This window comes from Sphingobacterium sp. UBA7631 (assembly GCF_002483935.1).
GTDB classification, from domain to species: Bacteria; Bacteroidota; Bacteroidia; order Sphingobacteriales; family Sphingobacteriaceae; genus Sphingobacterium; species Sphingobacterium multivorum.
Window position 1 is genome coordinate 34620 of record NZ_DLIX01000002.1, and the last position, 26917, is coordinate 61536.

General features: G+C 40.9%; 28 protein-coding genes. 16 read left to right on the forward strand and 12 right to left on the reverse strand.

The window, feature by feature from the left end:
• The first annotated feature begins 15 nt into the window (after window positions 1-15).
• Window positions 16-1428 (forward strand): aldehyde dehydrogenase family protein, encoded by a 1413-nt coding sequence (locus B3P16_RS00440; protein WP_286840878.1) that lies wholly within the window; start codon window positions 16-18, stop codon window positions 1426-1428.
• A gap of 67 nt (window positions 1429-1495) precedes the next feature.
• Here the strand turns inward: B3P16_RS00440 and B3P16_RS00445 are convergent, their stop codons facing one another.
• Window positions 1496-1861, reverse strand: a complete 366-nt coding sequence (locus B3P16_RS00445; RefSeq protein ID WP_286752397.1) for a response regulator transcription factor — start codon at window positions 1859-1861, stop codon at window positions 1496-1498.
• Window positions 1862-2348: 487 nt separating this feature from the next.
• Between B3P16_RS00445 and B3P16_RS00450 the strand changes: the two genes are divergently transcribed.
• The gene (locus B3P16_RS00450) at window positions 2349-4871 is read left to right on the forward strand and encodes a cation-translocating P-type ATPase (protein ID WP_286840880.1); all 2523 of its coding nucleotides are present in this window, start codon (window positions 2349-2351) and stop codon (window positions 4869-4871) included.
• Between the two features lie 145 nt (window positions 4872-5016).
• On the opposite strand, the gene B3P16_RS00455 is transcribed toward B3P16_RS00450, so the two are convergent.
• The 4 genes from B3P16_RS00455 to B3P16_RS00470 are packed head-to-tail and all read right to left on the reverse strand — an operon-like array spanning window position 5017 to window position 8214.
• Window positions 5017-5955, reverse strand: a complete 939-nt coding sequence (locus B3P16_RS00455; RefSeq protein ID WP_286840881.1) for a glycerophosphodiester phosphodiesterase family protein — start codon at window positions 5953-5955, stop codon at window positions 5017-5019.
• 3 nt (window positions 5956-5958) lie between these two features.
• Complete coding sequence (locus B3P16_RS00460) at window positions 5959-6474, reverse strand: shikimate kinase (protein WP_046673900.1); 516 nt, start codon at window positions 6472-6474, stop codon at window positions 5959-5961.
• A gap of 5 nt (window positions 6475-6479) precedes the next feature.
• Window positions 6480-7664 (reverse strand): BT_3928 family protein, encoded by a 1185-nt coding sequence (locus B3P16_RS00465; protein WP_046673901.1) that lies wholly within the window; start codon window positions 7662-7664, stop codon window positions 6480-6482.
• Window positions 7665-7671: 7 nt separating this feature from the next.
• Window positions 7672-8214 carry a DUF1599 domain-containing protein gene (locus tag B3P16_RS00470; RefSeq protein WP_046673902.1) on the reverse strand — a complete coding sequence of 181 codons (543 nt, stop codon included), beginning with the start codon at window positions 8212-8214 and terminating at the stop codon, window positions 7672-7674.
• 302 nt (window positions 8215-8516) lie between these two features.
• Here B3P16_RS00470 and B3P16_RS00475 point away from each other — a divergent pair, with 302 nt between their 5' ends.
• From B3P16_RS00475 to cysM, 4 genes are all read left to right on the forward strand, one after another.
• Window positions 8517-9314, forward strand: a complete 798-nt coding sequence (locus B3P16_RS00475; RefSeq protein WP_046673903.1) for a HipA family kinase — start codon at window positions 8517-8519, stop codon at window positions 9312-9314.
• Entirely contained in the window at window positions 9292-9675 is a 384-nt protein-coding gene (locus tag B3P16_RS00480) for a DUF3037 domain-containing protein (protein ID WP_046673904.1), read from the forward strand. The genes B3P16_RS00475 and B3P16_RS00480 overlap by 23 nt, the downstream gene beginning before the upstream one ends.
• 120 nt (window positions 9676-9795) lie before the next feature.
• Window positions 9796-10605, forward strand: coding sequence for a serine O-acetyltransferase (locus tag B3P16_RS00485; RefSeq protein ID WP_046673905.1), 810 nt, complete (start codon window positions 9796-9798; stop codon window positions 10603-10605).
• A gap of 5 nt (window positions 10606-10610) precedes the next feature.
• Window positions 10611-11483, forward strand: a complete 873-nt coding sequence (cysM, locus tag B3P16_RS00490; RefSeq protein ID WP_046673906.1) for a cysteine synthase CysM — start codon at window positions 10611-10613, stop codon at window positions 11481-11483.
• 76 nt (window positions 11484-11559) lie between these two features.
• Here the strand turns inward: cysM and B3P16_RS00495 are convergent, their stop codons facing one another.
• Window positions 11560-11919: a bleomycin resistance protein gene (locus B3P16_RS00495; RefSeq protein ID WP_046673907.1), complete on the reverse strand. Its 360-nt coding sequence runs from the start codon at window positions 11917-11919 to the stop codon at window positions 11560-11562.
• A gap of 242 nt (window positions 11920-12161) precedes the next feature.
• Here B3P16_RS00495 and B3P16_RS00500 point away from each other — a divergent pair, with 242 nt between their 5' ends.
• Window positions 12162-13136 carry a YeiH family protein gene (locus B3P16_RS00500; protein WP_046673908.1) on the forward strand — a complete coding sequence of 325 codons (975 nt, stop codon included), beginning with the start codon at window positions 12162-12164 and terminating at the stop codon, window positions 13134-13136.
• Here the strand turns inward: B3P16_RS00500 and B3P16_RS00505 are convergent.
• The 3 genes from B3P16_RS00505 to B3P16_RS00515 all read right to left on the reverse strand — a co-directional run bounded on the left by B3P16_RS00505 (window position 13133) and on the right by B3P16_RS00515 (window position 14698).
• Window positions 13133-13597 (reverse strand): GNAT family N-acetyltransferase, encoded by a 465-nt coding sequence (locus B3P16_RS00505; RefSeq protein ID WP_046673909.1) that lies wholly within the window; start codon window positions 13595-13597, stop codon window positions 13133-13135. The genes B3P16_RS00500 and B3P16_RS00505 overlap by 4 nt on opposite strands.
• Before the next feature lie 40 nt (window positions 13598-13637).
• The gene (locus B3P16_RS00510) at window positions 13638-14096 is read right to left on the reverse strand and encodes a MaoC family dehydratase (protein ID WP_046673910.1); all 459 of its coding nucleotides are present in this window, start codon (window positions 14094-14096) and stop codon (window positions 13638-13640) included.
• A 161-nt stretch (window positions 14097-14257) separates the two neighbouring features.
• Complete coding sequence (locus B3P16_RS00515) at window positions 14258-14698, reverse strand: SRPBCC domain-containing protein (protein ID WP_286840884.1); 441 nt, start codon at window positions 14696-14698, stop codon at window positions 14258-14260.
• Between the two features lie 179 nt (window positions 14699-14877).
• Between B3P16_RS00515 and B3P16_RS00520 the strand changes: the two genes are divergently transcribed.
• The 7 genes from B3P16_RS00520 (at window position 14878) to B3P16_RS00550 (ending at window position 21165) form a co-directional block, all read left to right on the forward strand.
• The gene (locus B3P16_RS00520) at window positions 14878-15684 is read left to right on the forward strand and encodes an alpha/beta hydrolase (protein ID WP_286840886.1); all 807 of its coding nucleotides are present in this window, start codon (window positions 14878-14880) and stop codon (window positions 15682-15684) included.
• Between the two features lie 145 nt (window positions 15685-15829).
• Window positions 15830-16234 (forward strand): hypothetical protein, encoded by a 405-nt coding sequence (locus B3P16_RS00525; protein ID WP_046673913.1) that lies wholly within the window; start codon window positions 15830-15832, stop codon window positions 16232-16234.
• 175 nt (window positions 16235-16409) lie between these two features.
• Entirely contained in the window at window positions 16410-17291 is an 882-nt protein-coding gene (locus B3P16_RS00530; RefSeq protein WP_286840888.1) for a DUF3347 domain-containing protein, read from the forward strand.
• 11 nt (window positions 17292-17302) lie between these two features.
• A complete protein-coding gene (locus B3P16_RS00535) occupies window positions 17303-17734 on the forward strand; it encodes a hypothetical protein (protein ID WP_286752403.1) in 432 nt (143 codons plus the stop codon).
• A gap of 12 nt (window positions 17735-17746) precedes the next feature.
• Window positions 17747-18409, forward strand: coding sequence for a DUF3347 domain-containing protein (locus B3P16_RS00540; RefSeq protein ID WP_286752404.1), 663 nt, complete (start codon window positions 17747-17749; stop codon window positions 18407-18409).
• A gap of 4 nt (window positions 18410-18413) precedes the next feature.
• On the forward strand, window positions 18414-18878 hold the full coding sequence (locus B3P16_RS00545; RefSeq protein ID WP_286840890.1) for a DUF2231 domain-containing protein: 465 nt from the start codon (window positions 18414-18416) through the stop codon (window positions 18876-18878).
• A gap of 52 nt (window positions 18879-18930) precedes the next feature.
• Window positions 18931-21165, forward strand: a complete 2235-nt coding sequence (locus tag B3P16_RS00550) for a multicopper oxidase family protein (RefSeq protein WP_313418319.1) — start codon at window positions 18931-18933, stop codon at window positions 21163-21165.
• 481 nt (window positions 21166-21646) lie between these two features.
• Here the strand turns inward: B3P16_RS00550 and B3P16_RS00555 are convergent, their stop codons facing one another.
• Window positions 21647-22645, reverse strand: coding sequence for a beta-ketoacyl-ACP synthase III (locus B3P16_RS00555; RefSeq protein ID WP_286840892.1), 999 nt, complete (start codon window positions 22643-22645; stop codon window positions 21647-21649).
• 300 nt (window positions 22646-22945) lie between these two features.
• On the reverse strand, window positions 22946-24382 hold the full coding sequence (locus B3P16_RS00560; RefSeq protein ID WP_286840894.1) for a PLP-dependent aminotransferase family protein: 1437 nt from the start codon (window positions 24380-24382) through the stop codon (window positions 22946-22948).
• Window positions 24383-24600: 218 nt separating this feature from the next.
• Here B3P16_RS00560 and B3P16_RS00565 point away from each other — a divergent pair, with 218 nt between their 5' ends.
• Entirely contained in the window at window positions 24601-25758 is a 1158-nt protein-coding gene (locus B3P16_RS00565; RefSeq protein WP_286840896.1) for an aspartate aminotransferase family protein, read from the forward strand.
• Window positions 25759-25886: 128 nt separating this feature from the next.
• Window positions 25887-26309: an NUDIX hydrolase gene (locus tag B3P16_RS00570; protein WP_070564777.1), complete on the forward strand. Its 423-nt coding sequence runs from the start codon at window positions 25887-25889 to the stop codon at window positions 26307-26309.
• Window positions 26310-26324: 15 nt separating this feature from the next.
• Here B3P16_RS00570 and B3P16_RS00575 read toward each other — a convergent pair whose 3' ends face one another.
• Window positions 26325-26852 (reverse strand): hypothetical protein, encoded by a 528-nt coding sequence (locus tag B3P16_RS00575; protein WP_286752409.1) that lies wholly within the window; start codon window positions 26850-26852, stop codon window positions 26325-26327.
• Window positions 26853-26917: the final 65 nt, after the last annotated feature.

The following is a 26917-nucleotide window of genomic DNA, read 5'->3' on the forward strand; positions in this document are numbered from 1 at the left end:
TGATCTTCAATTGGTATGAACAAAGAGACATCAACCGATCAGATCGGTTTAATATTTGAACAGCAGCAGCTTTTTAAATATGAATTACGGTCTAGCAGTGCAGAGGAACGGATAAAGAAACTCTACAAGCTAAGGGCGCTTATTGAAAGTCATGAGGATTTAATCTATGCGGCGCTCGAAAAAGATTTACGGAAGTCACGAAGTGAAGCCGCCATAAGCGAAGTATTGTTTATTTACGGTGAAATAGCATTTGCAATACGACATTTACGAAAATGGATGAAGCCTAGAAAGGTTGGTCGCTCAATGACCAATTTTCTTGCTAAAAGCACAATTACCTACCAGCCTAAGGGTACGGCGCTTATTATATCGCCTTGGAACTACCCATTTCAGCTCACCATGAGCCCCTTGATTTCAGCTATTGCAGCGGGTAATTGTGTGATTTTAAAGCCCTCAGAACATAGCCCATTCATATCGGCAGTTATTGGGGAGATCTTGACCAAAGGATTTGACCAACGGGAATTGGCCTGTATTGAAGGTGAACAGCATGTTTCCGAAGCACTATTAGCGCTTCCTTTTGATCATATTTTCTTCACCGGGAGTCCGGCGGTGGGCAAACTGGTTATGCAGGCTGCCTCCCGCAATCTCAGTTCCGTGACCCTGGAACTTGGTGGAAAATCTCCCGTTATACTAGATGAGACTGCAGATTTGGAAATGACTGCCCACAAAGTTGCTTGGGGAAAATTGATCAATGCGGGGCAGACCTGCATTGCGCCAGATTATGTTCTTTTGCCTAAAGATAAGCAGGATGAGTTTGTAAACTATTATCTAAAGGCGGTTAAAAGTATGTTTTTCACCGGTGATGGGCAGCTGGATCGAACAGTTTACGCGAAGATCATTAATCAAAGGCACGCTAGTCGTCTTGTTTCATTAATCACCAATGCAATAGCATGTGGGGCAAAACTGCGCGAAGGCGGACAATTAGCCGATGATCTGACATTAAGCCCTGCATTGTTGATCGATGTGAGGGCCGACAACAGCATTATGCAGGAAGAAATATTTGGCCCCATACTTCCCATAATAACCTATGAAGACCAAGAAGAGGCTCTAGCACTGATTAATCGTGCTGAAAAGCCTTTGGCTTTGTATATATTTAGCAATAACAAGTCCAATATTCAATATATCCTCCAACAGGTGTCCTCTGGAGGTGCTTGTGTGAATGACGTTTTGATTCATGTTTCCAACCCTCATTTGCCTTTTGGTGGTGTCAATGGCAGTGGCTTGGGCAGCTGTCATGGGCAGTTTGGCTTTAAGGCATTTTCACATGAAAGAGCTGTCATGTTTCAGTCTAAATTTTCAGTTTCTACGTTGATTTATCCACCCTATGCTAAAAAGAACAAGGTTTTTAAATTATTGAAGAAATGGATTTAGTCACTTGAAACGGTGTTTCAATAAAGACAGCTACCCTGCCCTTTAGAGCCAGCTATCCGGGAAGGATTTAGTTGCGATTGTAGCTTGTCACTCGATTGACCCGTAATAGGAGTTCTTCCGGGCTAAACGGCTTCACCATAAAATCTGAAGCGCCAAGATCAAAAGCTTCAATGACGACTTCTTCTTGTCCCATGTTGGAAAGTACAATGACGGGGATTTTTTTCTCGAGCTTTTTTATGGAAGAAAGTACTTCTATTCCTGAAGCAAACGGCATCATAATGTCGGTAATGATCAAATCGAGATCCATTGTATTGAGCTTTTCAATTGCATCTTTTCCATTGGTGGTAGTGATAACCTCATGACCTGCCTTGATCAGTTTGTATTGAACTGTCCGTAATATCAACTCATTATCTTCTGCAATTAAGATGACCATCTTATTTTTATTATTAATATACTACTATGGAGGCCACAACAAGTTTAGATCCTATTCCATATCCTGACGATAGGTACAGAATATTTTACAATATATGTTTAGTTTTCAGCTTCTGTTTGTGTTTTACATGGTCTGAAAACATAGGTAGCAAAGAAGGACTTCAATAGCAAGAAGCTGTCCTGGTATTATTGGAAAATGATCGCAAAATTGCTTTCGGCTAATATGAAATTCAATGTCCCCAAGTGAATTTCTGCGCAAATATAGGATTGTAATAGAAATATTCAATAAAAGAAAAGCAGTAGAAGGTAAATTTTATGCTAATCTGTTGTTGATGAGTTTTGTATCCTTCCTTTTTTACAAAAAGTAAAGGCTGAAAATTAAAGATTGTAACATGATGTTACGGATAAGGGAGACGATAGCTGACAGATGTTTTAATCCCTGTATACCAGAATTATTCATTATATTTAATCAACCTAGTTCATTCGATATGTCATATAATATTCCCGAGAATCTGAAAGGTCTTTCCGCAACTGAGGTGCATGCCTCCCGAGCTAAATATGGTTGGAATCAATTGAGCGATAGCCACAAGAATACATGGTTTGAACTGCTTGTGGATATTTTGAAGGAGCCTATGCTGATTCTATTGATTATCATCTCGATGATTTATGTTTTTGTGGGGAATTACGGAGAGGCCGTATTTATGTTTGTCGCTATTGTTGCCGTTACGGCAATTTCCTTTTATCAGGACAATCGTAGCAAAAAAGCCCTGGAGGAACTTGAAAAGCTGAATGAACCATTAAGCACTGTGATTCGAAATGGGAAGGTTAGTGAAATTCCTACACATGAGATTGTTGTGGGCGATCTCTGTATTACAGAGGAAGGTCGAATTATAAACGCCGATGGTCGTATTTTACATAGTAACGATTTTTCTGTCAATGAATCTTCGCTGACAGGGGAAAGTTTTTCGGTCTTTAAGGACAGTAAGTCCGAGGATAATCTGGTCTACAGTGGGACAGTTACGGTCTCGGGCCTGGCCGTGTTTGAAGTTACTGAAATCGGTAAAGAGACACGTGTTGGGAAAATCGGTGAATCGATAAAGAATATCAAAGAAGAAATTTCGCCATTGCAGGTGCAAATCCAAAAGTTTGTAAAAGCAATGGCCATTGTCGGTATACTCATTTTTTTATTCGTATGTATATACAGTTTTATTGATAGTGGTAATTTGGTGGCGAGCTTGCTCAATGGACTTACGTTGGCGATGTCTGTGTTGCCAGAAGAGATTCCTGTTGCATTTACGACTTTTATGGCGCTTGGCGCATGGAAGCTCATGCGTGAGGGGATTATCATCAAAAGAAGCAGTATTGTTGAGACTTTGGGCAGTACGACGGTGATTTGTACCGATAAGACCGGGACTATTACAGAGAATTCCATGCAATTGAAATACCTCTATAATTATGCTACGGATTCATCTTATGATCAGGAAAGGTTTGATGAATCCGATTTAAGAGAGCTTATCGATTATGCGATGTGGAGCAGTGAGCCTGTGCCCTTCGACCCCATGGAAATTACGTTACATAAAATATATGAAAAAACGCAAAAGCGGGACCTCAGAAAGGAATATGTACTATTTCATGAATATCCTTTAGAGGGTAAACCGCCGATGATGACCCATCTTTTCGAAAATACAGGAAAAGATCGGATTATTGCTGCCAAAGGGGCGCCGGAGGCTATACTTAGCGTATCCAAGCTGTCCGATAAGGAGAAAAATAAAATTAGGGCTATTGTTAAATCCTATGGAGCGCAGGGTTTTCGCTTATTAGGTGTGGGGAAAGCGACATTCGAAGGCAATAATTTCCCTGCGAATCAACAGGAATTTGAGTTCCAATTTTTAGGGTTCACGGTATTTTATGATCCGCCCAAAAAGGGTATTCAGGACGTGTTTCAAGATATTTATGATGCGGGGATTAAAGTCAATGTGATTACCGGCGACAATGCCGATACGACTCAAGCAATAGCAGCTCAGGCCGGAATTCGTATTTTGTCTGCGCCGGTCAATGGCAGTGAAATCGTAAACAAGTCCGAAGCTGAAATTATGGCGATAGCAGAGCAAACAACGCTATTTACCAGAATGTTTCCGGATGCTAAACTGGCCATTGTAAATGCCCTGAAAAAGAAAGGCGAGGTCGTGGCGATGCTTGGCGATGGGGTGAACGATGGCCCAGCATTAAAAGCAGCCCATATCGGCGTGGCAATGGGCAATAAAGGTACTGAAATTGCAAAATCAGCCGCGGCATTGATTATCACAAACGACGATTTACAAAAGTTAATAATCGGTATAGCCGCCGGAAGAAGGATTTACGCAAACATCAAGAAGGCGGTTCAATACATCATTTCTATTCATATCCCCATTATTTTGACCGTATCACTCCCTTTGTTTTTAGGCTGGGTATTTCCGCAGATTTTTAGCCCTGTGCATGTGATTTTCCTCGAATTGGTCATGGGGCCTACTTGCTCGATCGTATATGAAAATGAACCTATTGAAAAGGATACCATGAAGCGGCCTCCTAGAGCTATGAGCGACACTTTTTTGAGTATAAATGAGCTTGGAATCAGCATTGTTCAAGGCCTGATAATCACCATAGGAATTCTTTTTGTTTATCAATTTGCTGTTCAGCAGGGGGGAACCGAGGAAAAAACAAGGGCTATGGTTTTTGCTACTTTAATCTTTGCCAATATTTTACTGAGTTATGCCAATCGATCTTTCCATTATAGTATCCTGGAGAGTTTTAAAAACCGAAACTTGCTGCTCGTTGGAATTTCGATCGCTGTGCTTCTATTTTTAGCGGTGATATTATATGTTGCTCCGGTTGCCCAATTTTTTGCTGTAACAGCCCTAAGTGGATATGAATTGGGAATAGCGCTGTCCGTGGCTGCAGTATCCGTTTTATGGTTTGAGGTTTATAAATTGATCCGGAGAATTTCAGTTCAAAGAAAATCTGATAAATCTTAATATAAGATTAGGATTTGAAATTTACACTAACAGCGATTAGCTGAAAGGCAGCCTAAGCTCATGATGCGATGCAGTTTCAAGTGCGATATTTGATGGCGAAATGATTTCTGTAGTGATTTGAGGTGGAAAAATGATGGTATCAGTCTTACTGAATAAATTTCGAAGTAATTCCTCTTTTCTTGATGTAGAAATTCAGCGCTCGCCCTGCTTCCGTAGGTCGATCTGTACTTAATATGTCTGCGCCGCGATCAATAAACCCAGCATAAACTTGAAAGCCTTTTTTGTCGGCCTGTTTGTCCAAGTTCCCCAGTGTACCCAATATGCACATGATGCCATGGTCATGTAGTATTTTGGTTAATGCTGGATCTGCTTCACGTGTTCCGACGAAAGCTAACAAGCGATTGTCGGGTATATCTTTTTCATTTAGACGAGCAAGGTCCTCAATGTTATTGACCGAAGCCGAAATCATGATGTCGCTCGCCAGACTGTGCACTTTGGCCGCTTGGTTGGCACTATACGTGATGATGACTACGCTGGATTCTGCCCTTTGTTTGCGAATAGCGTTGATAACGGCTTCATAAGGGACATCATTTTTAATGTCTAAGGTGAAGATTACCTTTCCTTTTCCCCAAGCAAGTGCTTCTTCCAGCGTAGGGATCCTATAGGGCGTTATCTTTTTGTTATTGTCCAATAGACGAAGACTTTTGAGCTCAGCCAATGTGCTGGCGTTCACAGTCCCTCTACCTGTGGTTGTTCGGTTTAGCGTATTATCATGCATTAATATTAATGCCGAGTCTTTACTGATACGAACATCACATTCAACAAGGGCTGGCTGTAAGCTCGCGTTATAGGAAAAAGTTTCGATTGCATTCTCCGGGTATCCGGATGCGGGGCCCCCACGATGCAAACTGACCAATGGATAACGATTATCATCATAGGTCAAAAACTGATATAATTCCTCCACATTTTGGAGCTGTATACGTTTACCCACCGGCAAGCCATCCGTATTGGCTCCATTACGAAAGCAACTGCTTACGATAAAGCAGATCAATAAAAGGAAGTAGTGGGGGGTACGTATATTCATTGTCTATCTATTGTACTGATTAATCAAATCGGCCAGTGTCTCGACACTCGTGTTTAATTGGTCAATCGTCAAATGTGCCTGTGTATAATAAGGTTCTCTTTCGATCAACTTTTCTTCAATAAATAGCCGTAGTTCCTCCGGTGATTTTCCGATCAGAATGGGCCGTTTGTGTAATTTAGATTGAGAAAGACGGTCAAAAAGTGCTTTGGGCGACATCTGTAAGTAGACGGCATAACCATTCGCCTTGATCCATTCCATGTTATCAAAGAAACAGGGGGCGCCACCACCCGTAGATATTACGGCAGCATTCTCCGCAAATTTACGCAATTGCTCGCGTTCTAATGTCCGGAAGGCGTCTTCACCATGCTGACTAAAATATTCGGTAATGCTCATGCCAATTTGTTTGACGATTTCCTCATCAGTGTCGATGAAAGGGAGCTCGAGTTTGGTGGCAAGTTTCTTACCCAGGGTAGTTTTTCCACTTCCCATATAACCAATCAAAAATATAGGTTTAGGCATAGGTACTATTTGTCTTTACTTAGAAATTTATCTTCAATGGTTTTGGCATCCGGAAAATTATTATAGTGCCATTTTCCGACGACGTTGCCTCCTTTTAGGAGCAGTACACCAGGATTTGCTCTCACCATGCTTTTCAGAGGAATGAGATCGGCATAGAATATCTCCGCAATTAATTGCATTTTATCACTCAGATATTGCGCGTCTTTGGATGCAGAAGCAGTCAATAGAACAACGCGCAGTCCATTATAATCTTTTGTTAACTGAATGGCTGTCTGATTGATCTTTTGGATAGCATCAATATTGGTCGAAGAAAGATCTTTTGCAACGATCACAAGGTTATAATACGGGTTGGCAATGATTTCCTGTGTATGATCTGCACCATCAGCGTCTGTAATTAAGAGATCAGGAATAGGGATGTCATATCCTTTTTTTACTAATCTACTCTCAGGCTCACCTATAATTTCCCATGATTCATCTTCCCATAGCTTGTCAGCCATATAGACTTTGTCATTGACCTTTTTGGTTTCGCCCGTCTTTTTGTTTTTCATGGTATAGATTTGCTCAAAGACATCGCCTTGTTTGCCTTCAGGTAATACCATTAATGAAGGTAAGTTGTTGCCAACTTTGTAGGGTAAGAAATCAATAAAGGGGAGGTAGTTTACGGTGTAAACACCAATACCTAAGGAGATGATCGCTGTAATCAAAGTAGCAACGAATTGATTGCCTGATCCTTTGATAATTGATCGTAATTGTTTTCGGTTAAAAAATATAATAAGGATCAAGGCCAAGAGCACCAGATCTTTAGAAAATGATTGCCAAGGTGTGAGTGGGATGGCATCGCCAAAACAACCACATGAGGTCACGACCTCAAAAAATGCCGAATAGAAGGTTAGAAAGGTGAAAAACAGGATCAGCAGCAGCAGGCCCCAGGCAACGGTATTTGCATAAACCCCAAGTAATAAAAGTGCGCCTAACAAAATTTCAAAACCACATATCACCACGGCCATGGCAGTGGCGTATTCATTAAAAGCTGTGAGATGAAAGACCTCAAAGTATTCCTGAAGCTTATAGCCAAACCCTGTCGGGTCATTTGCTTTAATAAAACCGGAGAATATGAACAAAAGTCCCGTAAAAATCCGGCAAAATCCTAAAAGATAATTTGTTTTGGTACGCTGCTGTGTGGCTGTCATAATCCGATTATTGTTGTGCAATTCCTAATTTAATTAATGCAAAAACTGCGTAGTTGAGCATATCTTGATAGTTGGCATGGATGCCTTCAGAAACAAGGGTTTGCCCATCATTATCTTCAATTTGTTTAACGCGGTGAATTTTCATCAAGATCAGATCTGTCATGGAAGAAACACGCATATCGCGCCATGCTTCACCATAATCGTGGTTTTTGGCAAGCATGAGATCTCTGGTCTCGGTAACCTTTTCGGTATATTTCTGATTCACAAAAGTTGGATCCAGATTTTCTTCACCATCTTCACCCAAATCAATCTGAATCATGGCCATGACACAGTAATTGATAATACCGATATATTCGTCGACAATGCCTTCGCCAACTTTGGAAACCTTTTTGATTTCTAGCGTGCGTATACGTTGTGCTTTAATGTAAATCTGGTCTGTAATGGAAGATAGGCGCATAATCCGCCAGGCCGTTCCATAATCTTTTGTTTTTTTAATAAATAAATCCTGACAATGTTTGATAACATTGTTATATTCCTGAATGGTATCCATATCGTTGATTGAAGAAACTTGATGAGACAAGTTGTGATTACACTACAAATATAATTAGAAAATAATACTTCCAACGGTCAAATGAATGTACAATTTGTGCTTTATTGCTAAAATATAAGCAATAATTTTGGATATTACCACACTTAATAGTTCGCAGGGACAAAGAGTAGCGGCATTGTGCAAGTACATGACGTGAATTTCTCGTTTCCTATAGCTGCAAACGTTTAAATATAGGTAACTTTAGATAAGTTTGATCAGTTTGCATGGTATTGCCAACTTTGAAGATCGTAAAAATATAATTCATGGATTTTAAACAACCTGTTATTAGAGATGTAGAGATCATCCGATATGTTCAGCCATTTCGGGAAGGAGGGTCTTTGCCCGCATTAGTCGATGCCGATGACGGCTTTAGTTATGTTATAAAATTTAGAGGGGCAGGTCAGGGACGAAAAGCATTGATCGCAGAACTGATCGGTGGAGAGCTAGCAAGATTGCTAAAATTGAGGGTTCCCGAAATTGTATTTGCGGAGCTGGACGAATCCTTTGGCCGTACAGAACCCGATGAAGAAATTCAGGATCTGCTCAAATTTAGTGTAGGCAAAAACCTGGGACTTCATTTTCTGAGTGGAGCCATCACATTTGATGCGAATGTTGATGCCATCGGCGCGGAGGAAGCTTCGAAAATTGTCTGGTTGGATTCTCTCTTGATGAATGTTGACCGTACCGTTCGGAATACAAATATGCTGATATGGCATAAAGAACTTTGGTTGATAGATCACGGCGCTTCCTTATATTTTCATCACAGTTGGGATAACTGGGAAGAACAATCCCTAAAACCATTTGTTCAGATTAAAGATCACGTACTGCTCAAAAATGCGAGTATGGTGGAGAAAATAGATCAGGAATATCGTTCCGTTTTTACGGAAGCGGTATTTCGTGGAATATTGGCGGTGGTACCCGATGAATGGCTGGAAGATGCCGAACGTGAGCTCTCCGCAGCCGATGCGCGCGAAGTGTATGTTTCTTTCCTGAAACAGCGTGTAGCCAATTCATCCATTTTTGTAAAACAAATAGAAGATGCCAGAAAAGACCGTATATGAGTATGCTGTGGTACGTTTGATACCACGAGTGGAGCGAGAGGAATTTATCAATGTAGGCGTAGCTCTTTATTGTCGTAAGTATCGTTTTGCGAAGATGGTTTATCTGGTCAATGAACAAAAGGTGCGTGCTCTTTGCCCGAATATCGAGTTGGAGTTGATCGAAAATCATCTGTCTTCCTTCCAGCGAATCTGCCACGGCGAAAAAGATGCCGGTAAACTTGCCGAGTTAGATATCACTGAACGGTTTCGTTGGCTCACAGCGAAGCGGAGTACCCTGATTCAATGCTCGGCATCACACCCCGGATTATGTGAGGATCCCGAAGCAACATTGAACGAGCTGTTTGAACGCTTGGTTCGCTAAGCTAAAAGATATGCTCTGCTCATCAAATGAGCTCAATGATCGGCAATGGGGCTAAGTTTTGATAATAAGGCTTAATCTATCAATATTGTATAGTATATTTGTTTTAATAAACTAGTGAAGATGCATGATTTTTATCAACATATCTATGAACAGCAATTGGCTGTTCTAGAAATGCCTTCTAACAAGAAGATCTGCGGCTGGGCTATCCGAATTGTGGATGTGCTCTTCCCCGAACGAAATTCTAGCGAGATGAAATCGGTCGATGATGTGAAGCTCGCTTTTGAACAATTTGAATTGGAGCTTGAGCAGCTCCTGAGCAAATCCAAAGCTTGTCAAAGCTGCAATCACTCGGAAGTAGCGCACCAGTTTTTTGAACGGATTCCACAACTTTATGAATTGATGTGCTGGGATGCAGATGCATTGATGGATGGCGATCCTGCAGCACAGAATAAAAGAGAGGTTGTACGTACTTATCCCGGTTTCTTTGCGATCTGTATTTTCCGGATGGCGAACGAACTACATCGCCTGGGTGTTCCTTTGATACCGCGCATATTGACAGAACATGCGCATTCCAAAACGGGAATTGATATCCATCCTGGAGCAACAATAGGCCATCATCTGCATATTGACCATGGCACCGGATTGGTTATCGGCGAAACCTGCACCATCGGTAATTATGTGAAACTTTATCAGGGTGTAACCCTGGGGGCCCTGAGTGTGGATAAGGTGTTTTCCAATGTAAAACGCCACCCGACAATTGGCGATCATGTTATTATCTACTCTGGAGCCACAATCCTGGGCGGCGAAACACACATCGGCCATCATTCGGTCATTGGCGGGAATGTCTGGTTGACAAGTTCTGTCGAGCCTTACACCACCGTATACCATCAGGCTACATCAAAATTTATAGATTCAAAACCAATAATATAGATACCATGGGAAATATCATAGATACCATAGGAAATACACCCTTAGTCGAGATTACACAATTTCATACAAATCCCAAGGTGCGGATCTTTGCAAAAATGGAGGGTAATAATCCTGCGGGCTCGGTGAAAGATCGTGCAGCACTCAATATGATCCGTTCGGCGATGGAGCGGGGCGATATTACAAAAGATAGTAAATTGATCGAGGCAACGAGCGGTAATACGGGGATCGCACTTGCTATGATCGCCGGTATATATGGACTTAACCTCGAGCTTGTGATGCCAGCTTCTTCAACGCGGGAGCGAACGCTTACGATGGAGGCTTACGGGGCGAAAGTTACTTTATTGGAATCCATGGAAATATGTCGCGATTATGCAGAAGAAAAGGCCGAAAAAGAAGGCTATTTTATATTGAATCAATTTGCAAATCCAGATAACTACGAAGCACATATCAAAACAACGGGACCTGAAATCTGGCGTGATACTGCGGGGAAGATTACACATTTTGTAAGCGCCATGGGGACTACGGGGACAATTATGGGAAATTCCATCTATTTGAAGGAAAAAAATGCAGCCATTCAGATCGTAGGCTGTCAGCCCACTCCTGAATCTTCCATACCAGGCATACGGCGTTGGCCCGAAGCCTATCTGCCTAAGATTTTTGATCCAAGCAGGGTAGATCGCGTTATCGATATATCCCAACAGGAGGCAACAGCGCTTGCCCGGGAACTTGTTAAGCGTGAAGGGGTTTTTGCAGGAATGAGCACCGGCGGAGCTTTTGCAGGAGCACTTAAAATTGCAAATGAAATCGACGAAGGCCTTATTGTATTTATTGCCTGTGACCGAGGTGACCGCTATTTGAGTTCAGACCTTTTTGGCTAAGAACCCATACGAACAATACCAAGCCCACTATGGATCTTTGCTGATTTTTAGCAATCTTTAGTGGGCTTTTCGCTATTTAAGCATCGGCGCCAAAGGTGAGTAGATTGCTGTCGGGATCTAAAATCGAAAACTCCCGCTGACCCCAGGGCTTAATCTCAAGTTTGCCATTAGGGTGAATCTCAACGTGATTTTCTTGAAAAGACTGATACAGACAATCAATGTCGTCTGTGCGTATATAAACCATACCATAATTTTCTTCTGGTGGAAGTTCTTGGAATTCAAAAAAATGAATTTCAATATGGTCTTTTTTTAGCATCAGGTAACCTTCGTAATCGACTGCTCCACATAATGAAAATCCAAGTTTATGTAGATAAAAATCTTTTGTGATGGTTTTGTTGCGCATGGGTAGTTTGGGATGAATGGCTGTCAGTGTCATCGGTATATAATTATTAAGTCAAGTTTAATTCCTATGAATAACCTCGTTGAAATATAATCATTTATCGTAATATTTTAATGTTCTAATGGGAAGGATTCTTTCATTTTAATAGCGTATCCTTTAATTATTTTGGTTAAAATGCAGTTGTCTGTTATAACCAATTGTTATGACTTATTTGTAATTGTGTCTTTTAAAATAATTGAGAGTTATTCAATTTTGTGCCAAATCAATGCATCATTGTCATGGACAAAAAAATAAATACGACAATTCGTTATAAGCAGCTGCTCAATCGAAAGGTCTCCGTTCGGGAAATCATTTTTATACTCTTATTTGTATTATGTCTTACCCCATTTGTGTCGGCCCCTCTTGCCTTACTTTTGGGTATTATTGTAGCGCAATGGATTGGCCATCCCTTTCTGGCAGTCAATCACAGGGCAACACAGATTTTGTTACAGATTTCTGTGGTTGGACTTGGATTTGGAATGAATATCGATACAGCTATCCAAACGGGTAAGCAGGGGTTTGTGTTAACCGTTATTTCTATTCTCGGAACATTATCATTGGGCTATCTATTGGGTAGGTTACTCAAATTGGAAAAGGTGACCGCTTATTTGATTTCTGTCGGCACTGCCATTTGTGGAGGAAGTGCCATTGCTGCGGTTTCACCGACGATAAAAGCCAATGAAAAGCAAGTAAGTGTGGCTTTAGGGACCATATTTGTACTTAATGCCATTGCTTTATTTGTATTTCCTGTCGTCGGTCATTTGCTTGATCTCAGCCAGACGCAATTTGGTTTATGGTGTGCGGTTGCCATACAGGATACCAGTTCTGTCGTTGGTGCGGCAAGTAAGTACGGTAATGAAGCACTACAGGTTGCGACAACCGTAAAATTGACTAGAGCGTTATGGATTATTCCAATTGCCTGTTTGAGTGCTGTAGCATTCAAAACCAAAGGGACAAGAATTAAAATACCGTATTTTATTGGTCTCTTTGTATTGGCGGTTATCTTAACAAGTTATATCCCTTTTTTTCAGTATATAGGAGGCTATGTCGTTTCTATTTCAAAGATGGGGCTTACCTTAACGTTGTTTTTAATTGGAGCAAGTTTGTCGAGGGAGGTCTTGTTGGCAGTAGGTTTTAAAGCAATACTTCAGGGGGTAGTGCTGTGGTTGGGATTATCAATACCAGTACTCATCTATATCTATTTTTGTCTCTAGGGATTTAACGTATACCGCAGCATAATCATATCTTTCAACAACTGGCCATTTTCATAAATAGGCAGCTCATAATTTTCAATGAAAAAATCTTTACGGATGGCGTATTTAACAAAGCCATTTCGTTCATAAAAGCGAATTTGGGCCAGGCCACAATCTGCAGTACCTACAATCAGGTTCGGGTATTGCCGGTAGTTTTCCTTGATAAAATCAAGTAGTTGACTTCCGAGCCCCATGCCTTGATACGCTGGTGATACGGCAATGTTTTTAATCTCTAATGTATCCGTATTGACGGGATATAAACAGAAAACAGCGATCGGTTTTACCGTTTCATAGACAACATAAACTAGCGATTCATAGAGGTATTTGTCAATTGCATGAATGGTTTCGTCTGCTAAAAGCAACAAATCATAAGGATATTCCTTATGATTTGTAACAAGTTTTATTTGAAAGCTATTGCGCATGTATAAGAATTCGCTAATGGCCTATAGTCTAAGGTTGGAATTAATTGAAATGATATAAGAAGATCACATCACCCACGTACGCCGGTTTTGCACTATCTTTGATTTTCAATGTAGCTTCGATGGTAACTTTGACAACCCCTCTCAAATTGACAACCGATTTTACTTGTGTATGGAGCTGTACAGCATTGTCAACCAAAACGGGTTGTGCAAAACGTAGGTTTTCAATCCCATAATTGATTTCCATTTTGACATTTCTTACTTCAGCAATTTGTTTCCATAAATAAGGAATGAGGGACAAGGTCAGATAGCCATGAGCAATAGTCGATTTGAAAGGACTATCAGTTTTGGCCTTTTCACTATCTAAATGAATCCATTGGTGGTCAAGGGTTGCATCCGCAAATTGATTAATTTGTTTTTGATCAATAACATGCCATTGGGATTCGCCTAATGATTTTCCTTCAAAGGCTTTGTACTCTTCATAATTGTTAATTATTGTCATATGTAATCTTTTTATCGCGTTTTGTTGGTATCGTTCTCCGCTTTCTATGAAGAAGGGGGAGACGAATTAGTGGCTAAATATAACTATACTTTTAAGAATCCTAAGCATATCCTTTATTTAAAAGATGATCGCAAGGAAAGACAAGCTAAGCTCGTCCGTCGTTAATGCGATTGTCCGAGCTGTGTCGTTGTATAGGTATTTTCAACGTAAGATCTGAAATTTTCGAGTATGGCCTGCCATCCATTACGTTGCATATCAATAGGATTTTCCGTTTCTGCATCAAAAATTATCGTGACATCCGTAGCAGACTTTTTTGCATTGAAGTTGATTTCAACATGACGACCATCAGGCATAACATAGGCTATTTTTTTAAAGGGTTCAAGCGCGGTATAGCTGCCTTCAAAATCAAAGCCCATAGATCCATCTTTTGCCTCCATTCGGTTTTTGAACTTTCCGCCAATACGTAAGTCATTGATCGAACTTGTACAGTGCCAGTCATCTGAAGCATGATTCCATTGCATGATATCCTCGGCCGAGTTATAGGCATTCCAGATCGTTTCTACGCGTACGTTGATATGGGTTTCAATCTTTATCCGTTCCATATAATGTTATGATGTTTTCTAAGTTAATAACAGGAAAATTTGTGTTTTGTTATATCTATTGCCAGATAATTATCAATATATAATAAAAAGTGTGAAGTTGAAACTTATTTTAACGCAACCAAATGGTTTTGATGGAGTTTTGTTAACTTTAAGCTATTTAATACTTAAATCCGATTTATATGTCTTCCAAATTGCTTGTTATCTTCTTTTTTCTGCTTTCACCGAGTTTGATGTTTGCGCAGCACTATAAAACGACAACCGACGTTGCCTATTGTAGACCAGATGAACCAGATTCTTATAAGAAAGAACGTTGTAAATTGGATATTTATATACCGACTGATCGTAAAAATTTTGCTACCATCGTATGGTTTCATGGCGGCGGACTAGAGGAGGGAAATAAATTTATTCCACTTGAACTTAAAGAAAAAGGTGTAGCGGTTATAGCAGTCAATTATCGGCTAAGCCCCAGAGCGAAAGCGCCGAGCTATATCGAAGATGCTGCTGAGGCTGTTGCATGGACATTTTCACATATTGCAAACTATGGCGGAGATCCCTCAAAAATTTATGTGTCGGGACATTCAGCAGGCGGATATTTGGCTTTAATGGTTGGTTTGGATAAGCATTACCTGCAAAAATTTGGTGTTGATGCAAATAATATAAAAGGGCTGGCACCGATTAGTGGGCAAACAAATACGCATTATACGATTAAAAAGGAACGTGGGCAATCCATGGTGATCCCCCAGATTGATCATTTTGCACCGCTTTCGTTCGCACGGAAAGATGCACCGCCAATTCTCCTGATCACTGGGGATCAACAATTGGAAATGGCGGCACGGTTTGAAGAAAACGCCCATTTGGCAGCGGTCTTAAAACAGGTAGGGCATACCAGCACCTCGTTGTATCAGCTACAGGGGTTTGATCATGGGGGAGTGTATGCGCCTGGTTGCCTGTTGATACTGAACTGGATCAAAGGACTCGAAAAGTAGTTTTTATGCGGCCAGGCCGAGAATCGGAAATACAGCAAATCAAAATATTATAAATAAAATAAAAAATATTACAATTGTACATTCGAAAATTCTACCGAAATTTATCTCCAAAGTAGCACATCTCTACTTTTCAAATTAATCCGTTATGTGGGCAAAACGTAATATCGTATTTATAATCTGTATGCTGGGGCTTTTCTTAGCACCGTATAGGTTATTTGCCTGCCACGAACCGTCCGAAAAGCCAAAACAGGAAGAAAAATCATGTTGCCTTGATGAAAGACAACAGGTAAAGGACGTCGAAACAGCAGATTGTTGTAAAGATGAAAGAGCTGAATCACCAAAATCAGATCATCATGCGGATGACTGTGGTAAACATTGTGGCGAAAAATCATGCCGTACCTCTCTGCAATGTAATCCTATTGTTTCAGTGATCGAAGCTCAGCTTATTTTACCCTTATATGCTGATGCATCAAGCGCTTATGCGCGCTATAAACAGCCTTATTGCGCTGATGCCTATTTTTCCATTTGGCAACCTCCTCAGATCGCCTAGTGTTAGACTGATAGCCCATGCTATGTCTTTTTGGATCGGTTTCTCTATCCAAAGCCCCGTTTTATTTTAGCTTATGAAAATCCCTTTGGATCTATCGGATTCAATACGCAAATACAGTAAATCGCTGTAGAAGGGTTTTTCGTCGGTATTCTTTTATATACTACATATGATAATCATGAGATTAATGTCATTACTTGGTTTGGTAATCCCTGTATTACTATCCACCCAACATACACATGCACAAATTAAAAATGCAAAGACAGCGACTGTAAAGATTTTTGGAAATACACCGGCTGTTAAAACGATCATTGAAAAAGAAGGTCGGGACGGACAATTTGCGAAAGTTGACTGGAATCAGGCAACCAAACTGGCGGTTGTTACCTACGACTCGTCAAAAACAAGCGCGGATGAGGTTCTTAAGCGCATTGCATTGGCAGGGTTCGACAATGAAAAATTTCTGGCTCCAGATGATGCTTATGTTCAATTGGCAAAAGCTGAACAATATGAACGAGTCCTAAAACCAGCATTAAAAAATGATACTGAACAGCAGGTCGATCATACGAATCATCGTCAGGGCGTACAAACAACAATTCAGCCTTCGGTGAACTCAAAAGCAGCGGATGAAAAGACCGCATTTGCACTGTTGGCAAGTTCTTACTTTGCGCTAAAGGATGCATTGGTGAAGACAGATGCGGTGGCGGCAGCGGCTCATGCCGAGGCATTTCAAGCAGCAGTCAAAGCTGTCGATATGAATAAACTTGGCCACGATGAACATACCGTATGGATGAAGGTGATGAATAAGCTGGCAAGCGATGCGACAGGTATAACTAAAAATAAAGATGTTGCTAAGCAACGTGTGGCTTTTGCATCTCTTTCAAATGCGTTGTATGAGCTGCTGAAGGTGAGTAAAGTGGACGGACCTATTTATTATCAGCATTGCCCTATGTTTAGTGAAGGCAAGGGAGCGCATTGGCTAAGTAAGGAGAATGCCGTGAAAAACCCATTCTTTGGAGCGCAAATGATTAGTTGTGGAAGTACAGTAGAAACGTTAAACTAATCGCCTGTGTTATGAATTATTTCCTAGCGATCCTATCGGTTGTTGTATTGTCTTTAACGGCCTGTAGCGGTTCACAAACAAATACCAAAGCTGAAGATCAAATAGCTTCGACTGATCCGGCGATCAGTTTGCCTGTACAGTCAGTTCAATATAAAGTGGGTGATCTCGTCCCTACAGCACAAGTTTGCATGGTGAATGATGCTTTTATGGGGAAAAAACAATTGCTGGTCAGATACGAGGGTAAGGATTATTATGGTTGCTGTGAAATGTGTAAAAAGCGCATACCGCAAGAAGCTGCGGTACGTGTAGCCATCGATCCTTTTTCAAAAAAAGAAGTGGATAAGGCGACGGCTTCCATTGCAATTACCGGCGATCAAGGGGAAGTTTCCTATTTTGAAAACGAAACAAACTATCGAAATTATATTAAAAATCTAAACCTATAAATTCACGTAATTATGAAAAAGTTTATGCTAATTGTGGCGATCGCATTGATATTCGTTGCATGCAACAATTCAACATCGAAAAATACACATGCAGATCATACGGTCCCTGTTGCTGCGGATACCGCAACGACGAATGTCGACAAAAGCAAAGGCGATAGCGCTTTGACTAAAGAGGCTGCCAGAGTAAATAATACAGCTGCAAAAATAGAACCATCGGCGGGGAAAGTTGATGTAACAGCAGCTAGCAATCCTTTTGCAGGCTTATACAGCGCCTATTTCGCGCTGAAAGATGCATTGGTTAAGGATAATGGCGCGGCTGCACAGACAGCAGCGAAAGGAATACAGGCTGCCATTGCAAAACTTAATAACGAGCAATTAGATGCTGTTCAAGGAAAACTTTGGAAGGAATACCAACGGAAATTGGCTTTCGATACAGAGCATATTGCTGGGATTACGGAAAATGAACATCAGCGAGAGCACTTTGTGACCCTTTCCAAAAATATGTATGTGTTGATGAAATCTGTCAAACCTGAAGCTCCAGTCTATTATCAGCATTGTCCGATGTATCGTGATGGAAAAGGAGCCAATTGGTTGAGTACACAAAAGAAAATTGAAAATCCTTATTTAGGTCAATCAATGACCACCTGTGGATCTATCGTAGAAACAATACATTAATACAATGAAAAGCTTATTCGACGGACTGCCCAGCTTACACCCGCTATTGGTACATTTTCCGATTGTGCTCTTGCTGATGGCCTTGATTAGTCATATAGGTGCCTTATTGTTAAAAAAACATCGACGTCCTTTCACTGTGCTGACTTTCGGATTGTTATTACTGGGAACACTTGGAGCTCTTGCTGCAATTCAGACCGCAACCCATATTTCAGGCGATGCAGATGAAAAGGCCTTCGCGCTTTTTGAGATCCATCAACGTTTTGCCTGGATCAGCTTTTGGATTGCAAGTAGCACTACAGTCCTGCATTTTGTTGGATTGCGAAAAGATACAGGTGCTTGGATAAACTATTTGATATTGATTTTGTTGATCAGTTTATCGGTGACACTATTTATCACAGGGCATCACGGTGCTAGACTGGTCTACCAATATGGCGTAGGACCGATGGGAAATGGAATACTAATGAATTAAATGAATAAACATGTATAAAAAGAGTAATATATTAACGGTTGTCTTACTATTGATGACACAACTGACAGTGCTGGCCCAGAAAGTGGTTCGTCATGACCTTTATGTAAGGGATACCATTGTCAATTATGCCGGCAAATCAAAACGGGCAATCGCTGTAAACGGACAGATTCCAATGCCGACCCTGACTTTTACTGAAGGAGATACGGCGGAAATCGTTGTTCACAATGAGTTAAAGGAAAGTACTTCGCTGCACTGGCACGGTATTTTTCTGCCGAACAAAGAAGACGGTGTGCCACACCTGACGCAGGAACCTATAAAGCCGAATTCGACTTATACCTATCGTTTTCCGATAATTCAACACGGTACACATTGGTATCACTCGCATTCGGGCCTCCAGGAACAGATCGGTATGTATGGTAGCCTTATTCTCAACAAGCGTGCAGATGATAAGACTTTCCGAAAAGGAATTGATGATTTACCCACGATTCCGGTCATATTAAGTGAATGGACAAATTATAACCCCGATAACATTCAGCGAATGCTACACACGGCCAACGATTGGGCCGCGATAAAAAAAGGGTCTACACAATCGTACGTCGAAGCAATTAAAGAAGGGAAGTTTAAGACGAAAGTCACGAATGAATGGAAACGTCAGCTGGCGATGGATGTCAGTGATGTCTATTATGATAAGGTATTGATGAACGGGGCTCATTCCACGGATTTAAAGTCGGTGAATGGTAAAGCTTTGAAAGCAGGAGATAAAGTGCGTTTACGAATTTCCAATGGCGGTGCTTCGTCTTATTTTTGGCTGCGCTATGCAGGTGGCAAAATTACCGTTGTTGCCAATGATGGGAATGATGTGGTTCCGGTGGAGGTCGATCGATTAATGATTGCGGTATCGGAGACTTATGATGTCGTTGTAACCATACCAAATGAAGGTACAGCTTACGAATTCATGGCAACAACAGAAGATCGAACACAATCTGCCAGTTATTTTGTCGGAAATGGTATTAAACAATTGATTTCCCCGCTTCCCCGCCTTAAATATTTTGAGGGCATGAAGATGATGAACGATATGATGAAGATGAATGGTGATCTCAATGATATGGGCATGAAGATGAGCTTGAACCAGATGGATATGAATGTGGTAATGTATCCCGAAATTACAGGTGATGGAAAGAAAAAAGAAGATCACAGTAAACATAGCGGTATGAATCATGGACAAATGAACATGGACGAAGATCCCAATCGTTATAATGCCAATGCATTGGGCGATATTGTCACGCTCAACTATGCGATGCTGGAGTCTCCCCAGGCGACTGAACTACCTAAAGAAGCGCCGATACGAGATCTCAAATTTACCCTGACGGGAAATATGAGCCGTTATGTATGGAGCATGGACAATAAAATTCTTTCTGAAACGGATAAGATACCTGTAAAAAAGGGCGAGGTATTGCGCATTACCATCTATAATAACTCAATGATGCGTCATCCAATACATCTGCATGGCTTTGACTTTAGATTGTTAAATGGAAAAGGATCAAAAGCGCCGTTGAAAAATGTGGTGGATATCATGCCCATGGAGACGGATACGATCGAATTCTTAGCGAATGAAGAAGGAGACTGGTTTTTTCATTGCCATATCCTGTATCATATGATGGCGGGGATGAACCGCGTTTTTGCTGTGGACGATTATAAAAATCCCTATCTTCCAGATAAAGCTAAAGCCTATAAGGAGTTGCAGATGGAAAGTAATATGACTCATTTCATGGCGCAAAATGATTTCGCTACCAATGGAAATGACGGTCAGGCAATGTTTCAGAATGCACGCTGGCAGCTTGGTTCAGAATGGCGTTTGGGGTATAATGATATGCACGGTTATGAAGTGGAAACCCACTTGGGTAGATACTTTGGGAAGATGCAATGGTTTATGCCATTTGTAGGTTTTGATTATCGTTATCGTCGAATGGGGGAGGATGAACATGAGAAAAATATTTTTGGACAGGCCAATAAAAAAGATAGTCGCAAAGCTTTAAGTCTGGGTTTTATGTATACTTTACCCATGTTGGTCAATTTTCAGGCAGAGGTGTATCACGATGGAATTGTGCGATTGCAGCTTATGCGTGAGGATATCCCGATCGCTAGAAGGATCCGTGGCGATTTTATGGTCAACTCAGACCTTGAATATATGGCTGGACTAAATTATGTCATCACCAAAAATATGGCTTTTAGAACACATTATGATAGCGATATGGGCTTTGGTGTGGGCTTGTCATTAAATTATTAAAAACGTAGATTTTATATTGGATTTTTAAAGGGGGCTTTGCATTGCAAAGCCCCCTTTTTCTTGTGCTATAACTTGTGCTATAAAAAGAGTGGATAAGTGGCGTACTGTTTATGAAATAATCCTGATTTTATTGGGAGATAAATCGGACTTTAGCCGCGTTCATCCGAATGAGGTCCCTATAAGGTCCGAATAAGGTCCCTATAAACTCCCTATTATTGAATATAAAAATAACTTGTTATGTAAGCCTTGTCTACAATGTATTTTCATGTTTTGCCCTTCGGGTTATCGCTAGCTTAGTGCTTTCCCCGCTAGCGTATTCCTTTCTCCGCTACTCTGCCTATAAAAGGAAGATAGATCAATTCTTATTGGGGGATGGCGAATCTGGTTTTGGTAGATGGAAAGAAAGAAAAACGCCAGAAAAGGTTTATTCCTGGCGTTTTATACTAGTGTGAATTTTATGACGACTAAAGTTTTTGATCGCTTAAATCATCCATTTAAATATGCTGGCTCCCCAAGAGAAACCTGCACCAAAGGCGGTTAACATGACTAAATCACCGGTATTTAATTTTTTAATATTCTGCCAGATACACAACGGGATCGTGGCAGCAATGGTATTTCCTAGGTATTCGATATTACTTAATGCTCTGTCTTCTGGTATATTCAGACTACGCCCAACGGCATCAATGATGCGCTGATTAGCCTGATGTGGAATTAACCAGTTGATATCTTCAATCTGTAGGTTGTTGCGTTGTAAAACCGTATTACAGGCGTCGCTCATAGACTGAACAGCATTTCTAAATACAGTTTTGCCATCTTGTTTCAGGAATCTGTTGTCGTTGACAGGAAGATTACTGTCGATTGGATACAAAGAACCGCCGGCTTCGATTTTTAAGAATTCCTTTCCCGCGCCATTACTACATAGATAGGCATCCATAATTCCACCTTCTAAAGATGGCTCAAGCCATATCACACCAGCGCCATCACCAAAAAGAATATTGGTCGAACGATCTTTTAAATCGACATAAGTACTGATGTTGTCAGCACCGACTACGAGTACATTTTTATAACGGCCTGTCTCAACGAGAGCTGAAGCCATGTCTAAGGCATATAAAAACCCAGAGCAAGCAGCGTTGACATCAAAAGCCCAAACATTGGTAAGACCTAATTTTTCTAAAATGATATTTGCTGTTGCCGGCATTGGCATATCGGGTGTAGAAGTCGCTACAATTAGCGCATCTACATCGTTCAGATTTTTATGATATTGTGTTGCCAAATCTTGTATAGCTTTTACAGCCATGTCTGATGTGGCAAGATTTTCTTCTAAAATTCTCCGCTCCTTAATACCTGTACGTTTGATAATCCATTCATCGGATGTATCGCAAAACTGCTCCAAATCTGTATTTGATCTCTTATTCGGTGGAATATATCCGCCAATACCAGTAATTGCTGCATACGGCCTGCTGGGTATTCTCTCAGTCATAAATTAATGTACTCTATTCTCTCTCTTATTATAGCTATCCTATTAGGAATGACTCGTGTGTTTTTTGCGCCGTAAAACTACGGTTAATTTATGCGATTAATAAGCGAAAAAAATGATTTATGGCAAAAAATTACGTTTTGCCAACACTTTTAACTGTTTTTTACATATTGTCTATACTAATCTTTTAATCGGTCTTTATGATGCGGAATTAAATATTGAATGCGCCTGTTTTTACGAAATATTAATCTAACTATGTTCGTCCAATTCGCAAAATAGTCTAGTTGCTTTTTGTGTTTCAAATCATCGGAAGGAGCGTTTCGCCTGTTTCAAAAGTTCAGCTAAAATGATGATTCCTTCCTCGATCAATTCCTCAGATAAGGATCCATAGCCAAGTCGTATTCCACCAAAAATATTTTCTCTGCTGTAGTTTTCGGGATGCGGTATATGGACTGATCTTTCCTTTAATTTTTGGGATAAAAATGCCCAGTCGATCTGATGTTTAAATGATAGCCAAACCGCCAATCCTCCTTGTGGAGAAGTATAGCTCACATGATCCTGCAGATATTTGTCTACTTGGGCGATCATGAAATCACGTTTCTTTTTGTAAAGCAGCGTTGCTTTTCGGATATGTCTACGAATTGTTCCATCCTGAATGAGTTCCAGGACAGCTTGCTCCATAATATTGTCACCTTGTATATCGATGATGTAGCGAAGTTCGGTAACCTGCTGGAGTAACTGCTCGTTTCTTGTCGCCAGATAACCGATACGGAGTGCTGGTGCAACAACTTTGCTGAGTGTACCGATGTAAACAGTATTGATCAGTTCCTGCTGTGAAGCGAGTGGGTAATAGGGCGCTTGTTCAAAATGAAATTCGTAATCGTAATCGTCCTCAATGATCGTGAAGTTATGTTGGTTGGATAATGCTATTAATTGTGATCTCCGTTCTTTGCTTAAGGTCACAGTGGTTGGATATTGTCGATGTGGAGTAAGATACAGTGCCCTAATATTGCTTTTTTTCAATAAATGTGGGAGAAGTTCATCAACAATAAGACCATCGGTATCGACAGGGATCGGAATCAATCGCGCACCTGCTTTTTCAAAGATTTTCCAGGCTGAATGGTATCCAGGGGACTCCACAAAGATATAATCATCGTGCCGTAATAGGCATTGGGCGACCAGGTACATGGCCATTTGACTTCCACGACTGATGCATAGGTTATTTTTATCAATGTGCATGTTGCGCTCGATGTTGAGCATATTGGCGATTTCTTCCCGAAAATCAAGATGTCCTCGGGGATCGGCATAACCCATCATTTTCCAACGTGCGCTGCGCTTAAAAATCTGACGATAGGCCCGTCCGAGCTGTTCTATCGGGGCAATCTTGCTGTCTGGATTACCATCATCGAATATAATACGTGTGGGGGCTTGATGATCAGATAATTCGATCTTTTGTGCAACATATAGGTTAGAGCCATAAGGTAATTGAGCCGCTACAAATATACCTCTACGTGCCTGACTAACCAGCCAGCCTTCGCTCAACAGCAACTGTATGGCATCAATTACCGTGTTTCGGTTTAATTTTAGTTGGGCTGCAAGAGATCTGCTACTGGGTAAGGCCGTTCCTTTCGCCAATCGACCTGATTGTATATCAGCAGCAATGTTATCCGCTATTTGGATGTAAATCGCTTTTGAAGAGGATCTGTCAATATCTATCGTTAAATTCCAAGGTCTAAGCATGAGGCTATTGTATCGGGTAATTGTTCAAATATACAATTGTTCTGCAGGATTAAAACACATCGGATAGATGATGCATGATCAGTGCTGCGCTATTCTATTTAAGATGAGTTGTTTTGTTTATTGTACGTGACGGCTGGACTAGGAATAAATAACCATCTTGGACTAGGAATGAAAGGAGATTTAAGTTGATTTTTGAGTTTTACTAATCGAAGTCATTCATGAAACCATTTCCCGTTTTTGAGAAAGTTGATATTGCGATCGAACGAGCCCTTGGTTGCTTTGTTTATGATAAACAGCAGCAGGCCTATTTAGATCTATGTGGTGGTCATGCCGTTATTTCTGTTGGGCATAGCCATCCGCATGTTGTTGAAGAAACTATACAACAGATGAATAAGATCGGATTTTATTCAAATGCAGTTACAAACGATCTTCAGGATCGTTTGGCCGAGCGCTTGGGCAGTGCCTGTGGTTATCCTACATATGCTGTTTTTTACAGTAATTCGGGGGCCGAAGCAAATGAAAATGCACTGAAGTTAGCTTCGTTCCGTACGGGAAGGAGGAAAGTATTGGCGATGTCAAATGCGTTTCATGGGAGAACCTCAGCCGCGGTTTCGGCAACGGATATCCGGTCGATTCGTGCACCATTAAATGACAGTGAACAATTTGTCTTTACACCCTTCAACGAGATCTCCAGTTTGAAAAAACAATTGGAAACCGAAGAATATTGTGCTGTAATCATTGAACCTATTCAAGGTGTCGGGGGGATTCATCGGGCAAGTCCTAGTTTCTTACAGGAAGTAAGAGCAATCTGCACGAAAACTGGGACTATGCTTATTTTGGATGAAATTCAATGCGGGTATGGGCGCACGGGACGTTTCTTTGCACATCAGCATGCTGGGATAGAAGCCGATTTAATTACGGTGGCCAAAGGGATTGCAAATGGCCTCCCGATGGGGGCGACAATTATTTCGCCTAAAATAAAGCCGGTCACGGGGCAATTGGGCACTACTTTTGGCGGTAGTCATGTGGTTTGCGCGGCGGCACTGGCTGTACTTGATGTCATCCAAAAAGAGCAATTGATTGATAATGCCGCAGCTGTAGGTGAATTTCTGTTGAGAGAATTAAGAAAAATTCATGGCGTAAGTGAAGTGAGGGGGCAAGGATTGATGATTGGCGTAGAGTTTGAAAACGATATTCAACACCTACGGGAAGAACTTTTGTTTTCTGAAAAGATTTTTACAGGATATGCAGGACGCTATACCCTCCGCCTATTACCGCCGCTCTGTTTCACCATGAATCACGCGGAGACATTTTTGAAGAGTCTACGGAAGCTTGTGCATAAAGAGAAACTAGCCGATGATGTTTCGGTATATTGATTGGACCCGCTGTATTGATTTTTTGCGAAGTTTTAACGAAGGATTCTCCAGATGAGCTGTTGCGCTTTGATAAATGTTGTAAAAGAAGTAATTTCACATCTAGCGTATTTAATCAGTAATAGCGTATAATGGATTTCAAGACAACAAAAAAATATTTGCCTACAGCGGGTTTAGTGAGTATTAAGGAAGATAAATTATTATTGGCGTATAGCAACAATAGAAAGGCATGGTATCTGCCAGGTGGGAAGATTGATGCAGGGGAGGAAGCCCTGCAGTCCCTACGTCGCGAGATTTTGGAGGAGTTGAATATCAATCTGGATCCGGATAAAATCTCGTATTATTGCCATGTAACAGCTCCGGCGTACGGGCTTGTGCCAGAGGTTATCATGGAACAGGATTGTTTTCTGTACCCATTAACAGAGCAGATCGAACCCAGTAATGAGATTGGCGCCGTTCGTTATTTTTCACACCAAGAGTACCAGAAAGAACCTATCCAGGTCATTGGCGTTTTGCATGTGTTTGACAAGTTGAAGGCTGACGGATTGATTTAAAAAATCCTGTCGCCGCTAGATGCCATAGCCTTCATTGAGGCAGCTGATACCCTTTGTGTCTTTTAAAGGAATAATTTTTTGGCTTTTGGTATCCATTCGCCATGCCTTGATGATTTTGTCGAAATATTCTTTGCTTTCATCGACCCGGCTAATAGCTATAATTTCGCTGTCTGGTTTGTCAACTTGCTTGCAGTTGCATAAGCTGAGTTGCTCGTTGGACTTCAGTTTTTGAATATTGATGGTATCCAAAATCTTGTATTTGACTTTACCTTTGCTATCATCGGGTAACAATTCCTCTAAAATACAAACACCATTTTTGGCATTTGTAAAATAGCCGGCAGCAAAGCGAAAGTCTCCTTGGGTATTCTTGTCGGTTTCAATAAGCGCACCAGTTGTATAGGTATAAGATTTTAATTCAGCAATTTCATTGATCTCACGGAATACTTTCCCATATAAGGGGTTTTTCTGATCGTTAACGGTCTTGAAACTGGACCAACTGCAAATGGATAGCATTGCAATGGGTATAATTAGTATATATCTCATGGTTTTCAAAAATTAAAAACGTTGTTTAAGTTAACAAATCTTTCTGTTATATTAAACAACGTTTT

Bases quoted from the DNA above. Each gene is read 5' to 3' on its own strand.
- B3P16_RS00485 (WP_046673905.1), top strand. From the start codon at position 9,796: ATGCATGATTTTTATCAACATATCTATGAACAGCAATTGGCTGTTCTA.
- B3P16_RS00515 (WP_286840884.1), bottom strand. From the start codon at position 14,698: ATGGAACGGATAAAGATTGAAACCCATATCAACGTACGCGTAGAAACG.
- B3P16_RS00510 (WP_046673910.1), bottom strand. From the start codon at position 14,096: ATGACAATAATTAACAATTATGAAGAGTACAAAGCCTTTGAAGGAAAA.
- B3P16_RS00565 (WP_286840896.1), top strand. From the start codon at position 24,601: ATGAAACCATTTCCCGTTTTTGAGAAAGTTGATATTGCGATCGAACGA.
- B3P16_RS00475 (WP_046673903.1), top strand. From the start codon at position 8,517: ATGGATTTTAAACAACCTGTTATTAGAGATGTAGAGATCATCCGATAT.
- B3P16_RS00550 (WP_313418319.1), top strand. From the start codon at position 18,931: ATGACACAACTGACAGTGCTGGCCCAGAAAGTGGTTCGTCATGACCTT.
- B3P16_RS00570 (WP_070564777.1), top strand. From the start codon at position 25,887: ATGGATTTCAAGACAACAAAAAAATATTTGCCTACAGCGGGTTTAGTG.
- B3P16_RS00560 (WP_286840894.1), bottom strand. From the start codon at position 24,382: ATGCTTAGACCTTGGAATTTAACGATAGATATTGACAGATCCTCTTCA.
- B3P16_RS00505 (WP_046673909.1), bottom strand. From the start codon at position 13,597: ATGCGCAATAGCTTTCAAATAAAACTTGTTACAAATCATAAGGAATAT.
- B3P16_RS00460 (WP_046673900.1), bottom strand. From the start codon at position 6,474: ATGCCTAAACCTATATTTTTGATTGGTTATATGGGAAGTGGAAAAACT.
- B3P16_RS00545 (WP_286840890.1), top strand. From the start codon at position 18,414: ATGAAAAGCTTATTCGACGGACTGCCCAGCTTACACCCGCTATTGGTA.
- B3P16_RS00530 (WP_286840888.1), top strand. From the start codon at position 16,410: ATGAGATTAATGTCATTACTTGGTTTGGTAATCCCTGTATTACTATCC.
- B3P16_RS00445 (WP_286752397.1), bottom strand. From the start codon at position 1,861: ATGGTCATCTTAATTGCAGAAGATAATGAGTTGATATTACGGACAGTT.
- B3P16_RS00525 (WP_046673913.1), top strand. From the start codon at position 15,830: ATGTGGGCAAAACGTAATATCGTATTTATAATCTGTATGCTGGGGCTT.
- B3P16_RS00500 (WP_046673908.1), top strand. From the start codon at position 12,162: ATGGACAAAAAAATAAATACGACAATTCGTTATAAGCAGCTGCTCAAT.
- B3P16_RS00455 (WP_286840881.1), bottom strand. From the start codon at position 5,955: ATGAATATACGTACCCCCCACTACTTCCTTTTATTGATCTGCTTTATC.
- B3P16_RS00555 (WP_286840892.1), bottom strand. From the start codon at position 22,645: ATGACTGAGAGAATACCCAGCAGGCCGTATGCAGCAATTACTGGTATT.
- B3P16_RS00470 (WP_046673902.1), bottom strand. From the start codon at position 8,214: ATGGATACCATTCAGGAATATAACAATGTTATCAAACATTGTCAGGAT.
- B3P16_RS00450 (WP_286840880.1), top strand. From the start codon at position 2,349: ATGTCATATAATATTCCCGAGAATCTGAAAGGTCTTTCCGCAACTGAG.
- B3P16_RS00480 (WP_046673904.1), top strand. From the start codon at position 9,292: ATGCCAGAAAAGACCGTATATGAGTATGCTGTGGTACGTTTGATACCA.
- B3P16_RS00495 (WP_046673907.1), bottom strand. From the start codon at position 11,919: ATGACACTGACAGCCATTCATCCCAAACTACCCATGCGCAACAAAACC.
- B3P16_RS00535 (WP_286752403.1), top strand. From the start codon at position 17,303: ATGAATTATTTCCTAGCGATCCTATCGGTTGTTGTATTGTCTTTAACG.
- B3P16_RS00540 (WP_286752404.1), top strand. From the start codon at position 17,747: ATGAAAAAGTTTATGCTAATTGTGGCGATCGCATTGATATTCGTTGCA.
- B3P16_RS00520 (WP_286840886.1), top strand. From the start codon at position 14,878: ATGTCTTCCAAATTGCTTGTTATCTTCTTTTTTCTGCTTTCACCGAGT.
- cysM (WP_046673906.1), top strand. From the start codon at position 10,611: ATGGGAAATATCATAGATACCATAGGAAATACACCCTTAGTCGAGATT.
- B3P16_RS00575 (WP_286752409.1), bottom strand. From the start codon at position 26,852: ATGAGATATATACTAATTATACCCATTGCAATGCTATCCATTTGCAGT.
- B3P16_RS00440 (WP_286840878.1), top strand. From the start codon at position 16: ATGAACAAAGAGACATCAACCGATCAGATCGGTTTAATATTTGAACAG.
- B3P16_RS00465 (WP_046673901.1), bottom strand. From the start codon at position 7,664: ATGACAGCCACACAGCAGCGTACCAAAACAAATTATCTTTTAGGATTT.